The sequence below is a fragment of the Rhodococcus sp. GQ147 genome, assembly GCF_059759155.1.
In genome coordinates this window covers 88,299-101,296 of the sequence record NZ_JCAXDU010000003.1, presented here as the reverse complement: position 1 = coordinate 101,296, position 12,998 = coordinate 88,299, and the positions used below count along the sequence as shown (strand labels likewise).

The window sequence follows — 12,998 nt, the reverse complement described above, 5'->3', positions numbered from 1 at the left end:
ATCGTAGGTAAACCCGCGCCCGCGCCGTCGTGATCCGGCCGGACGGTCGGTGACCCGGGGCGCCGCACGCGCGGACGCCCCGGGACCGGCTCAGTGCGGGAGTTCGAGCGTCGTCGGCACCAGCGGAACCGAGGCCTCGCCGGTGTAGACGAGGAAGGTGAACGACTCCTGGAAGTACAGGTTCACCGTCTCTGCGTCGTGCGAGAGGTAGCCGATCGACAGATCCTGGCCGACCTGCAGGTCGTAGTCGCCGCCGCGCGTGGTCAGCACGAACGCGCCGTCGATCGCCGGGGCCCAGATGAGGTCGCCGTCGATGAGGCGGCGCAGTTGTTCGCGGATCGGGTAGCCGTGATCGGACGTCTCGCTGACCTTGGTGTACTCGTCGGCGCCGAGCAGGATCGAGTACGGGCCACCCACACCCGCCAGTCGCAGCTGCGACAGCGCCTGGCTGATGATCTCCGGGAAGTCGCGGGGATCCTCGGGCAGCTGCAGGGACGGGTTCGACGACGACGCCCGGATGCCCTCGATACCCGCGGCCGCGTAGCCTTCGAAGATCGCGCGGTCCTCGGCGAAGGCGATCTGGCGGGCCGCTTCCTTGACGGGGTCGAGGTCGATGTCGCGGGAACCGCGCTCGACGCTGTCGATCTCCTCGCGCGACAGCGTGAACGGCACTCGCAGTTCGACGACCGGCGCGACGCGGTGCTGACGCGCCCGCACTCCGGCGGCCGGGGGTTCGATCTCGCGGGTGCGGCCGAGACCCACCGCCGCGAAGTCGGTGCCGTGCGGTCCGGAGAAGTCGACGACGGTGCGCCCGGCGACGTGTCGCTTGAAGGTGCGTGCGGCCTCCTCCTCGATCTCGGTCCATGCTGCCTCGGAAATCGGGGCGAGGTCGCGATACAGATTGTTCACAGGGTCGAACTCCTTCGCAGAGCGCCAACTCCGAGTGATCCGTCGGCAGGCCGGCCGGCGGTCGAGGCACTCGGATCTTCGTGGGAGGGAATTTCCGCCGGTGACGGCGGAAGATCTTCGAGGAACTCCAGCGAGGGGCAGAAGAACAGCGATCCCGTCACCGCGGTGGAGAAGTCCAGGATGCGGTCGGTGTTGCCGGGCGGGCTGCCCAGGAACATGTTGCGCAGCATCTGCTCGGTCACCTCCGGGGTGGCCGAGTAACCGATGAAGTAGGTGCCGAACTCGTCGGCGCCGAAGCTGCCGAACGGCATGTTCGCGCGCACGATCTGCTGCTCGACCCCGTTCTCGTCGACGATCACGTTCAGTGCGACATGCGAATTCGCGGGTTTGGTCTCGTCGTCGAGCTCGATGTCGTCGAGCTTGGTCCGGCCGATCGCCCGCTCCTGCTCCTCGACGGTCAACGAGTTCCACGACGCGAGGTCGTGCAGGTATTTCTGGACGACGACGTAGCTACCGCCGGCGAAGTCCGGATCCTCGTCGGAGACCAGGGCCGCCTCGACGGCCTCGTCGTCCTCGGGGTTCTCGGTTCCGTCGACGAAGCCGAGCAGGTCGCGGCGTTCGAAATAGCGGAAGCCGTGCGTCTCGTCGACGACCCGAGCCGCACCGCGCAGCCTATCGTTGATCTTCGCGGCGAGTTCGAAGCACAGGTCCATCGTCGACGCGCGGAGGTGGAACAACAGGTCGCCGGGGGTCGAGGGGGCCTGGTGCCGACCGCCGTCGAGCGGGACGAACGGATGCAGTCCGGCGGGCCGGGGGCCGTCGAACAGCCGGTCCCACATATCCGAGCCGATGCCGGTGACGACCGACAGGCCGCCCTCCGGGATGCGGAAACCGACCGAGCGGCGCAGGCCCGAGAGATCTTCGAGCAGATCCCGCACGGTGTCCTCTGCGCCCTCGTCGACGGTGACGACGAGGAAGATCGCCGCTTCGGTGAGCGGGGTCAGTATCGGTTGTGCACGAACCACTCCGACAACGCTAGTGCACCCCGCACGAAACAGGCGTTCGCGGCACGCCGACGTTCGTCACTGCACAACTGCAGCGTCAAGGCACCATCCAGCCCAGCACCGAGGTGGACTGCAGCCACACGAGGACGGCGAGCACCGCGAGACCGGCGATGCTCAGCGGCCAGATCCGGCGCATGAGCAGCCCGTCCTTGCCGGACAGTCCCTTCACCGACGACACCAGCGCGAGGTTCTGCAGTGCGATCGGGGTGCCGGTGGTGCCGCCGGCCATGTTCCCGGCGACCAGCACGGTCGGGTCGAGTCCCGACTGCTGGGCCGCGGCGACCTGCAGGCTGCCGAACATCGCGTTGGAGGCGGTGTTCGAGCCGGTGACCACGACGCCGAGCCAGCCGAGCACCGGCGACAACAGCGCGAACGCCACGCCCGCACCGGCGAGAAAACCGCCGATCGTGGCGGTCTGCCCGGACAGGTTCATCACGTACGCGAGGGCGAGGACCGCCGTCACCGTCGCGAACGACCACCGCAACTGCACGACCGCCGCGACGAAGCATCGCACCGCGTCGGCCACCGCGACCTTCAGCACCGGTATCGACAGCAGCGCGGCGACGAAGACGAGGCTGCCCGGGGCAGTGAGCAGATCGATGGTGAAGGTCTCCGCGGTGGGAACGTCCCCGTCGGCCGTAGTCACGTCCACACCCGGCCAGGGGAACGACAGGCTCGCGTTCGACAACAGCGACGCCACCGGACCGAACCGGCTGACGAGGAAGACGACCACGATCAGGGCGTAGGGGGCGAACGCCTCGACGACGCGTCGACGCGAGTCGTGGATCCGGTCGGATGCGGCCCGGCGGGCCTCCCGATGCATGGGATGCACCTTCACCGCGACCAGCAGCACGAGCAGACCGGCCACGGCACCGGCGATGTTGCTCAGCCCCACGGTGAGATAGCTCGCGCACACGAACTGGGCGGCGCCGAAGGCAAGTCCGACGACGAGCGCGACCGGCCACGTCTCGCGAACTCCGCGCCATCCGCCGACCACCGCGACCAGCACGAGCGGGACGAACACCGCGAGCAGGCAGACCTGACGCGCGACGACCGGTCCGATCTCGTCGATCGGGATCTCCGAGACGCGCGACATCGTCAGGATCGGTGTGCCCATGACGCCGAGCGGGGTGACGACCGAGTTGGCGAGCAGCGACGCCGCGGCCGCACGCACCGGCGGCAGACCGGCACCGATGAGCACGACGGTCGCGACGACGATGGGGGTGCCGAAACCGGCGACCGCCTCGAGCAGCGCGCCGAACAGGAAGGCGATGACGATGGTGAGGATCCGCGGATCCGGGGATATTCGCCCGAAGGCGCGGGTGAGGACGTCGAAGTGCCCGGATTCGACGGTGAGCCGGTACACCCAGACGGCGTTGACCACCGTCCACATGATCGGGAAGAGACCGAAGACCGCACCTTCGACACCGGCACTGAGCGCGGACCCGACCGGCATGCCGTAGACGGCGGTGCCCACGATCAGGGCCACGACCACCGCGATTCCCGCGGCCGAATGCGACCGCAGTCGGAAGACGGCGAGCAGGACGAGCATGGTCAGCAGCGGGAGTACCGCCACCAGTGCCGACCACGCGAGCGACCCGCCGACCGGCGCGATCGGCTGAACGTATGCACCTGTCACTGCATCACGACCGGGGTGTCTGCACGGCGGTGCGGATGCTGGCGGCCGTGCCGTCGAGCACGGTCCGGTTCGGTGTCCGCCAATCGGCTCGGATCCCGAAGCCGTCCCCGGCGCTGCGCGGCACGAGGTGCAGGTGCACGTGGAAGACCTCCTGGCCGGCGGCGACGCCGTCGGCGAGGAACATGTTCACGCCCTCGATCGGGAGTCCGGACGCGCGCATCGCCGTGGCGATCCGTTGCCCGGCGGCGAACACCTTCGCTCCGTCGTCGGGATCGAGTTGTGCCAGTCCGGAGGCGTGCCGCTTCGGAATCACGAGCAGATGCCCGGGAGTGAACGGGCGGATGTCCATGAACGCGAGCACGTCGGGTTCGTCGAGCACGACGCTGGCCGGCGACTGCCCGGCCACGATGGCGCAGAAAATGCAGTCCGTCACTGTGGCGTGGACTCCTCCGCACGTGCGGGTCCGCGGGCGGTTTCGAGCAGGCGTAGCAGTTCGCCCTGCACCGTAGGACGGGCGCGCGCCGGGTCGTCGCTGTGCGCGAGACACAGCATCGCTTCCTCGACGGCCGCGACGAGCAGGTGCGCGAGCACCGACGTCCGCGTGGGCGACGCCTCGTAGGTCTCGGGATCGAGGGTGACGAGCATGCGCTCGATGGCCTTCAGCGAGGAGTGCCGGTGGGTCTCGCGGACCTCGGCCCAGCCGAGGACCGCAGGGGCTTCGATGAGCAGCAGCCGGCGGGTCGCGGGGTCGTAGACCGCGTCGAGCGAGGCGAGCACGGCCTGGGTGAAGCCCTCCCAGGCGTCCTCGACCGGTTCGGCCGGGACCAGGGAGCTCTCCGTTTCCGACTGGAGTCGTTCGATGACACCGCGGAACAGATCCCGCTTGTCGGCGAAGTGGTGGTAGAGCGCACCGCGCGTCACCCCCGCAACCGAGACGATCTCCTCCGTGGCCGCCGCCGCGTATCCGTCGCGCAGGAACACCTCGCGCGCTGCATCGAGCAGCGCGGTGCGTGTTCGCGCTGCGTCACGCAACCGACCCGTATTTCCCGGTTTCACCGACACTTCGTTCTCTCCTGCTGATACCGCCACCCCCATCGGACACTCCCCCCGGCAGTCGGTTCCCGTGATTCCTGTCGAATCGGCTTCCTACAGAATCGGCGCCGGCGTGTACTTCGCTGCTTCCGGATACTGCGTTACGAGGTCCTGCACCGCCGCGACGACCGCTTCGACCTGCGCGACCGCAGCTCCGGCGAAGACCTCCCGGTCGGCCAGTGCCGCGTCGAGCGCGGCGCGGTCGAGCGGCAGCCGGTCGTCGGCGGCGAGACGGTCGAGCAGATCGGGTTCGCGACCCTCCTCGCGCATCGCGAGTGCGACGGAGACCGCATGCTCCTTGATGACCTCGTGTGCGGTCTCGCGACCCACCCCGGCCCGGACCGCGGCCATAAGGACCTTGGTCGTCGCGAGGAACGGCAGGTACCGCACGAGTTCCTTCTCGATCACCGCCGGGTAGGCACCGAACTCGGCGAGGACCGTCAGGAAGGTCTCCATCTGGCCGTCGATCGCGAAGAAGGCGTCGGGAAGGGCCACACGGCGGACGACGGAGCAGAAGACGTCGCCCTCGTTCCACTGCGCGCCGGCGAGCTCGGCGGCCATGGAGGCATAGCCGCGCAGGACGACCTGCAGGCCGTCGACGCGCTCGCACGAGCGGGTGTTCATCTTGTGCGGCATCGCGGACGACCCCACCTGGCCGGGCTGGAAGCCCTCGGTGACGAGTTCGTGGCCGGCCATGAGCCGGATGGTGTGGGCGAACGACGCGGGACCGGCGCCGACCTGCACGAGCGCGGAGAGCACGTCGTGGTCGAGCGAACGCGGATAGACCTGGCCGACGCTCGTGAAGACGTTCGCGAAGCCGAGATGCTGCGCGACCTTCTGCTCGAGCTGCGCGAGCTTGGCGGAATCACCGCCGAGCAGGTCGAGCATGTCCTGTGCGGTGCCCATCGGGCCCTTGATCCCGCGCAGGGGGTAGCGGGCCATCAGTTCCCGGACGCGCTGCAGCGCGATGAGCAGTTCGTCGGCGGCCGACGCGAAACGCTTGCCGAGGGTGGTGGCCTGCGCCGCGACGTTGTGCGAACGACCGGCCATGACGAGCGAGGCGTACTCGGTGGCGCGCTCGGCGAGGCGTGCGGCCACGGCGACACCGTGGGAGTGGACGTGCTCGAGCGACCGCACGATCTGCAGTTGCTCGACGTTCTCGGTGAGGTCGCGGCTGGTCATGCCCTTGTGGACGTGCTCGTGACCGGCGAGGGCGTTGAACTCCTCGATGCGGGCCTTGACGTCGTGGCGGGTGACGCGCTCGCGCTGGGCGATGGACTCGAGGTCGACCTGCTCGATCACGCGTTCGTAGTCGGCGATCGCCTCGGCGGGAACGTCGATCCCGAGTTCGGCCTGCGCCCGCAGCACCGCGAGCCACAGCTGCCGCTCGAGCACGATCTTGTACTCGGGCGACCACAGGTCCCGGAGTTCGGGGCTGGCGTAGCGGGTGGCGAGGACGTTGGGGATGTGGCTCACACAAGTGAGTTTACGGTCCGGGTCTGCTCCCGTATTCCCCGACCTCAATCCTCGACCGGGGGCGCGACGGTCTCGACGACGTCGAGCAGGATGCCGCGCGCGAGCGAGCGCGGGTCGGGATCGAGCTCGCCCAGTCCGCCGAGGACCGCGCCGTCCACGACCGCCACGAGCCGGCGCACCTCGCGGGGCCGCACCGATCGGCAGCAGCGTTCGAGCAGGTCGGTGAGCAGGTGGTCGATCTGTTCGCGCATGCGGACCTGCACGTCACGCAGTTCCGGATAGCGGGCTGTCGCGACGCATCGCTCGTACCGGGAGATCAGGCGTTCGCGGTCGATGCCGCCGTCGCAGTCCCGCGGTCCGATGAGCAGTTCGACGATGAGATCGGCCGTGCCCTCGAGACTGCGCGGGAGCGGCTCGATGTCGCGGACGCGCTCCCGCATCGCGTCGAGTTCCCGCTCGCTGTTGTAGTCGACCGCGCATGCGACGAGGTCGTCGAGCGATTCGAAGTAATAGGTGGTCGATGCGAGCGGCAGGCCCGCGCGGGTGGCGACGGCCCGGTGGCGGACGGCGTCGATCCCCCCTTCGAGGATGAGGTCGGCCGCTGCCTCGACCAGCGCCTGACGGCGCCGTTCGCCCTTCGGGGTCGCAGCAATCGACACCTTCTCATGGTGACAGTCCCGACCGTCTCACCAGGGGAAAACGGAAGTGGAGACCAACCGGTACCATTGCGCCCGCCCGCGCGTGTCGAGTCCTCGGCGGGCGCAGCCCCGCGAGTAGATCATCGAACGATCGGAGCCGTACCGGATGAGACGTCGACGCTTTCTGCAGGCATCGCTTCTCGGGGCCGCCCTGGCGGGTGCCGGCGCCGCGGCGCCGGGCATGTCCGGTATCGGCCTCCCGCGTGCGGACGCGCTGCCCGTCGGGGTCGACGAGTACCGCCGTCTCGTGCCCGAACTGTTCGTTCCGCCGCCCGCCCCGCCGGAGCATTCCGAGGTCGTCGTGGTGGGCTCCGGTTTCGGTGCGAGCGTCGCCGCGCTGCGCCTGGCCGAGGCCGGGAACCGGGTCACGATGCTCGAGCGCGGCATGCGCTGGCCCCGCGACCCGCACCGCGAGATCTTCACGACCGACCTGCTCGCCGATGGTCGCGGCTACCACCACCGCACCCATTTCACCGGACCGACGGGCATCCCGGTGGTGTGCGACGACTTCGCCGGTGTCCTCGATGTGGTCGACTACCCGAACATGTCGGTGTGGCGCGGCGCGGCGGTGGGTGGCGGATCGATCGTGTTCACCGGAGTGATGATCGCTCCCGAACGGCACCTCTTCGAGCACGTCTTCGGCGGCCGTCTGTCCTACGACGAGATGACCTCCACCTGGTACCCGAAGGTGCGCTCGATGCTGCGCCTCGACCCGATGCCCGACGACATCTACAACGCCGCCGAGTTCACGCACTCGCGGCGATGGGACGACGACGCGCGCGCCGCCGGTTACAGCCCGCACCGCATCGACGGCATCTGGGATTGGGACGTCGTGCGCGCCGAACTCGCCGGCTCGGTCCGCCGATCGGCCGTCGCGGGCGAGAGCAATCTCGGCAACTCGAACGGCGCGAAGTTCGATCTCACGCAGAACTACATCCCGGCGGCAGAGGCGACCGGGCGCACCCTGGTGTGCCACGGTCACCGGGTGCTTGCGATCGGTCAGAACGGCGACGGCCGCTACCGGCTCGACGTGCAGGCCGTCGACCCGACGGGGGTGGTGCTGCGCACTACCACGATCACGTGCGACCGCCTCGTCCTCGGCGCCGGATCGATCGGCACGACCGAACTGCTCGTCAAGGCGCGGCACACCGGTTCGCTGCCGAACCTCGACGAGCGCGTGGGCCGGGGCTGGGGCACCAACGGCGACGCGGTGCTCGTCCGCTCGTTCGCGCTCACCGAGGGTTTCGGCGGCGACCAGGGCGCGCCGTCGGCGTCGCGGATCGTCGACGAGTCCGGTCTGCCGCTGAGCCTCGAGAATTGGTTCGTCGCGGGCACCGCGAAGGACGTCGGGATGCTCGCCTCCCTCGGCATGACCCTCGACCCCACCCGTGCCGACTTCGCGTACGACCCGGGTGCCGATCGGGCGGTTTTGAACTGGCCGACCGGTGGCGAACGCGAGAGCGTCGACGCCCTGCGGGCCGTGCACAACGCGATGGCGCAGGCCGGTGGCACGATCCCGGGCGCATCGCCGATGGCCGAGGACGTCAACGCGACCTTCACTGCGCATCCACTCGGTGGTGCGGTGCTCGGCGAGGCGACCGACGGTTACGGCCGCGTGCACGGCCATCCCGGTCTCTACGTCGTCGACGGCGCGCTGATCCCGGGCAGCACCGGCACCGCGAACCCGTCGCTGACCATCGCGGCGCTGGCCGAACGGAACATCGCGCGGATCATCGCCGACGGGCGGTGACCCGGCCGCGGCGGTCCGGCACGGCGTTCAGGAGACGGGCAGCCAGGCCGCGAGCCGGTCGAGCGCCGCGGTGACGTCGGCAGTCGAACCCGCGAACGACAGCCGCACGGTCTCGCCGCCGCGCACGGTGTCGAAGTCGACGCCCGGTGCGAGCGCGAGCCCGGTGTCGTGGAGCAGCCGCGCGCACCACGCCGTCGAGTTCTCGCCGTCGAGCAGATGGCCGATGTCGGCGTAGACGTAGAAGGCGCCGTCTGCCGGTGCGAGTTTCGTGATGCCGAGATCCGGCAGCCCTTCGAGCAGCAGTTCCCGGTTCACCGCGTAGCGGGAGACGTGCCCGTCGAGTTCGGTGCGGGCCTCGGTCCCGAACGCCTCGACCGCCGCGAACTGCGAGACCGACGGCGGGCACACCGTCATGTTCGACGCGAGTCGCTGCAGAGCCGGACGCATCGTCTCGGGCGCGAGCATCCAGCCGAGCCGCCAACCGGTCATCGAGAAGTACTTCGACACCGAGCCGATCACCACCGAGTCGCGCGAGGTCGCCCACGCCGTCGAGGTCGCCGGTGATCCGGTGCCCTCACCGGTCTCGGACCGGACGGTGCCGAACTCGATGCCGTGGTAGATCTCGTCGGAGATGAGCAGGCTGCCGTGCTCGTCGCACCAGCGCGCGAGCGCCGCGAGCTCGGACGGTTCGATCATCGTGCCGGTCGGGTTGGCGGGGCTGGCGACGACGATTCCCGCAGGCGGAGCGTCGAGTTCCTCGAGCATCGCGACGGTGGGCTGGTAGCGGGTCTGCGGACCGCAGTCGAGTTCGACGACACGACAACCGAGCGCGGCGAGGGTGTTGCGGTAGGCCGGGTAGCCGGGGCGGGCGACGACCACGGTGTCGCCGACGTCGAAGGCCGCGAGGAACACCAGGGTGAAGGCGCCGGACGAGCCGGTGGTGACGACGACGTCGTCCGCGTCGACGTCGATGCCGTACTTGTGGCGGTGGTACGCCGCGATCTCCTCGCGCAGCGGCAGGATGCCGAAGGTCTCCGTGTAACCCAGCAGTTCCGCATCGATCGCCAGGTTGGCGGCCCGGAGCACGGGAGCGGGTGCGGGGGTCGACGGTTGTCCGGCGGCGAGACTCAGGACGTCGCCGTGGCTGCGCTGCCGCTCGGCGGCCGCCTTCCACACATCCATGACATGGAACGTCTCGATACCGGAGCGTTGGGATTCGGGGCGCACGTCGACGACGGTAGTACGCCCCGCGTCGTTCGTCAGAGCCGGACGCGCTGAAGTCGGGTGAGGGCACCCCACGCGATCGGATAGTCCTGACGATCGACGACCTTCACCTGCGTGGCCTCCGCGTCGGGTTCGGGCGTCGGTTGCGGCACGACCGGCAACAGCAGATGCGAGTCGAACTGTCCGCCGGCGTGCACGATGTGGAAGCCCTTGTTGATGGTGCGATCGTGCCCGACGCGTGGGTTCTCGTCGAGGTCGTGGCCGGCGATGACGAGCACGAGGCTCGATCCGGCTTCGAAGAAGGTGCTGTGCGGCATGATCTCGATGTCGACGGGCACGATCTGGTCGGGCAGCAACGGCCAGTACTTCGTCTGGTCGTGGACGGGCCGGTAGGCGGTGGAGGCCTCCGGGTCCAGCGCCCGCCGCGAGACCCGCATCCACCCGTGGGCGACGAATCCCTTCTCGTAGCCGCCGTGGCCTTCGAACCACACGTCGCGGCCGTGCTCGTCGCGCTTGGCGAGCCCGACGAACAGGTCCATGTCGTTGGCGTCCTTCGCCTGCACCCACAAACGCAGCGCCGCGTGCCCGGTGATCTCGGTGTCCTCGTCGAAGGTGTGGGTGAAGACGAGTTCGTCGCCCGCGACGGGGAAGGTGCGGCGGAACTGGCGGCTCTCGCACGGGGTGGTGCTCAGGTCGGCGTTCGCGTGGTCGAGGTGGAATGCGACGTAACGGGTGTCGGGGACCGGCCACTCGGATTCGAGGCGTTCGGAATAGGTGCGCAGGTCGTGGCGGGTCTCGAGACGGATGCGCGGGGTGTCCTCGAAGCCGTTGTCCTCGTCCTTGAGGAAGCGGTCGAAGAATCGTCGCTGGTAGTCGAGGGCCTCGTTGCCGTAGAAGGTCTGCCACATCTTCCGGCCGTGGGTGTAGAGCCACTTGTGCTCCGACGCGATGCGGCGGTAACCGTCGACCGACCCGCGGGCGCGTGGGCCCTGATCGGACCACGAGACGCCGACGAGCGCGGGCACGGTGACGTCCTCGAGCCGGGGCGGCGGGGCGAGGTGACGGAAGAAGTCGGGGAAACGGCGCCGCAACCACGGGGTGAACCGCCGGAGGGAGGCGGCGCCGCAGCGGGCCCCGGTGTTCATCGCGCTGTACCAGAACTCGCTGTAGCGGGTCTCGGGGATGCCGCCCTGGGTGAGGATGTCGCGGCAGGGATCGCTCACACCCTCCCAGGGTGCGATGGCCGCGAGACAGGGCGGGTTGAGCGCGGCGGTGTACCACTGCAGTGTGGCGAGATAGTCGGCGCCGGCGAGGCCGACGCGGCCGTTGCTCCACTCCTGACCACCGGCCCATTCCACGACGGACGCGCAGTCGAGCGCGGCCCGGCCGAGCAGCAGGCGGGGACGGCCGCCGCTAGCGTGATGACCGCGCATGTCCGCGACGACGAGGACGTAGCCGCGAGGAACCCAGTAGGCGGGGTCCGGTGCTTCGAAGGAGGTGCAGTCACTGATCTCGAGATCGCCGATGTGGTTGCCGGATTCGGCGAGGTCGTCGAAGTCGACGGGATACCGGTCGACGCCGGCGTCCTTGCCGTAGGGGGTGACGGCGACCAGCACGGGGCAGCGGTCGTGCTCACCGGAGTCGGCAGGACGGTAGACGTCGGCTCTCAGTACGGTGCCGTCGCCCGTGCGGATGGGCACGTCGCGCTCGACGAGGACGTCGTCCGGCAACCCGTGGACGACGACGTGGTGGTGCCGTAGCGGTGTCGGGTCCGGCGTCGGCGTTCGTCTTCGAGAAACCATGCAGTCACCCCTGGCGGCATCGAAATGCACCGAGTGTGCAACATACACCCGGTAGGTGCAAGGGTGAAGGACGAGAGTGAAAGGCTAGACCGAGATCCGGCCCTCGACGGCCGCCAGACCGATGTCGCGGCGGAAGTGACCGCCCGGCAGCTTGACGTCGGCGAGCCGATCATAAGCGGCCTCGCGCGCGGACGCGAGATCGGCACCCACACCGATCACGTTGAGCACGCGCCCACCTGCGGAGACCAGCGCGCCGTCCTCGCGACGCTTCGTGCCGGCGTGCAGCACCGTGTCGCCCTCGGCGCCGGTGATCACATCGCCGGTGCGCGGGGTGGACGGGTAGTACTCGGCGGCGAGCACCACGGTCACCGCGGCGCCGTCCTTCCAGCGCAGCGGCGGGAGCTCGGCGAGCGTGCCGGCGGCGACCGCCTTCAGGGCCTCGCCCAGCGGGGACTCGAGCAGAGCGAGCACGGCCTGGGTCTCCGGGTCGCCGAAACGGCAGTTGAACTCGACCACGGCCGGGCCCTCGGCGCCCATCGCCAGACCCGCGTAGAGCAGTCCGGAGAAACCGCATCCGCGGCGCACCATCTCGGCCGCGACGGGCTCCACGACCTCGGAGACGATCCGCTCGACGCTACCCTCGGGCAACCACGGCAGCGGCGTGTAGGCACCCATGCCACCGGTGTTGGGGCCGGTGTCGTCCTCGCCGACGCGCTTGTGGTCCTGCGCCGGGAGCAGCGGCACGACCGTCTCGCCGTCGACGAGGCAGAACAGCGAGACTTCGGGGCCGTCGAGGAAGGACTCCAGCAGGACGGGGTGCCCGTTCTCGAGGATCTCGGCGGCGTGGTCGCGGGCGGCGGCGCGATCGGTGGTGACGACGACGCCCTTACCGGCAGCGAGACCGTCGTCCTTGACCACCCAGGTCGGTCCGAACCGGTCGAGCGCCTCGTCGAGGGTCGCGGGAGTGTCGACGACCTCGCTGTGGGCGGTGCGCACACCGGCGGCGGCCATGACGTCCTTCGCGAACGCCTTCGATCCCTCGATGCGTGCGGCGGCGGCGGACGGTCCGAAGCAGGGGATGCCCGCGGCGCGGACGGCATCGGCGACCCCGAGGACGAGCGGAACCTCGGGACCTATGACGACGAGGTCGGCCTTCTGCGCGGTGGCGAGGGCGACGACGTTGTCGGCGGAGGCCGCATCGACGGGGAACAGCTCGGCGACGTTCGCGATACCGGGGTTGCCCGGCGCGGCCAGCACGGCGGTCACGCCGGGGTCGCGGGACAGGGCGAGAGCAAGAGCATGTTCACGGGCACCGGAGCCGATAACGAGTACGCGCACGCAGGA

General features: G+C 69.6%; 11 protein-coding genes. 1 reads left to right on the top strand and 10 read right to left on the bottom strand.

Annotated elements, in window-relative coordinates; translation table 11 throughout:
- Nucleotides 1-90: 90 nt before the first annotated feature.
- The 7 genes from AC6CID_RS04955 to AC6CID_RS04925 form a co-directional block, all read right to left on the bottom strand.
- On the bottom strand, nucleotides 91-909 hold the full coding sequence (locus AC6CID_RS04955) for a family 1 encapsulin nanocompartment shell protein (protein WP_006551857.1): 819 nt from the start codon (nucleotides 907-909) through the stop codon (nucleotides 91-93).
- Nucleotides 906-1,934, bottom strand: coding sequence for a Dyp-type peroxidase (locus AC6CID_RS04950; protein WP_024102977.1), 1,029 nt, complete (start codon nucleotides 1,932-1,934; stop codon nucleotides 906-908). The genes AC6CID_RS04955 and AC6CID_RS04950 overlap by 4 nt, the downstream gene beginning before the upstream one ends.
- Before the next feature lie 76 nt (nucleotides 1,935-2,010).
- The gene (locus tag AC6CID_RS04945) at nucleotides 2,011-3,612 is read right to left on the bottom strand and encodes an L-lactate permease (RefSeq protein WP_024102976.1); all 1,602 of its coding nucleotides are present in this window, start codon (nucleotides 3,610-3,612) and stop codon (nucleotides 2,011-2,013) included.
- A 4-nt stretch (nucleotides 3,613-3,616) separates the two neighbouring features.
- Entirely contained in the window at nucleotides 3,617-4,045 is a 429-nt protein-coding gene (locus tag AC6CID_RS04940; RefSeq protein WP_498353647.1) for an HIT family protein, read from the bottom strand.
- Nucleotides 4,042-4,644, bottom strand: coding sequence for a TetR/AcrR family transcriptional regulator (locus tag AC6CID_RS04935; protein ID WP_498353693.1), 603 nt, complete (start codon nucleotides 4,642-4,644; stop codon nucleotides 4,042-4,044). The genes AC6CID_RS04940 and AC6CID_RS04935 overlap by 4 nt, the downstream gene beginning before the upstream one ends.
- Nucleotides 4,645-4,758: 114 nt before the next feature.
- Nucleotides 4,759-6,180 carry an adenylosuccinate lyase gene (gene purB, locus AC6CID_RS04930; RefSeq protein WP_231412884.1) on the bottom strand — a complete coding sequence of 474 codons (1,422 nt, stop codon included), beginning with the start codon at nucleotides 6,178-6,180 and terminating at the stop codon, nucleotides 4,759-4,761.
- A 44-nt stretch (nucleotides 6,181-6,224) separates the two neighbouring features.
- Nucleotides 6,225-6,839: a TetR/AcrR family transcriptional regulator gene (locus tag AC6CID_RS04925; protein ID WP_006551864.1), complete on the bottom strand. Its 615-nt coding sequence runs from the start codon at nucleotides 6,837-6,839 to the stop codon at nucleotides 6,225-6,227.
- Between the two features lie 145 nt (nucleotides 6,840-6,984).
- Between AC6CID_RS04925 and AC6CID_RS04920 the strand changes: the two genes are divergently transcribed.
- Nucleotides 6,985-8,628 carry a GMC oxidoreductase gene (locus tag AC6CID_RS04920; RefSeq protein WP_006551865.1) on the top strand — a complete coding sequence of 548 codons (1,644 nt, stop codon included), beginning with the start codon at nucleotides 6,985-6,987 and terminating at the stop codon, nucleotides 8,626-8,628.
- 27 nt (nucleotides 8,629-8,655) lie between these two features.
- On the opposite strand, the gene AC6CID_RS04915 is transcribed toward AC6CID_RS04920, so the two are convergent.
- The 3 genes from AC6CID_RS04915 to purD all read right to left on the bottom strand — a co-directional run bounded on the left by AC6CID_RS04915 (nucleotide 8,656) and on the right by purD (nucleotide 12,992).
- Nucleotides 8,656-9,855 (bottom strand): pyridoxal phosphate-dependent aminotransferase, encoded by a 1,200-nt coding sequence (locus AC6CID_RS04915; RefSeq protein WP_019290068.1) that lies wholly within the window; start codon nucleotides 9,853-9,855, stop codon nucleotides 8,656-8,658.
- A gap of 32 nt (nucleotides 9,856-9,887) precedes the next feature.
- Nucleotides 9,888-11,654, bottom strand: coding sequence for a CocE/NonD family hydrolase (locus AC6CID_RS04910; RefSeq protein WP_498353646.1), 1,767 nt, complete (start codon nucleotides 11,652-11,654; stop codon nucleotides 9,888-9,890).
- An 84-nt stretch (nucleotides 11,655-11,738) separates the two neighbouring features.
- Nucleotides 11,739-12,992: a phosphoribosylamine--glycine ligase gene (gene purD / locus AC6CID_RS04905; protein WP_006551868.1), complete on the bottom strand. Its 1,254-nt coding sequence runs from the start codon at nucleotides 12,990-12,992 to the stop codon at nucleotides 11,739-11,741.
- Nucleotides 12,993-12,998 lie beyond the last annotated feature (6 nt).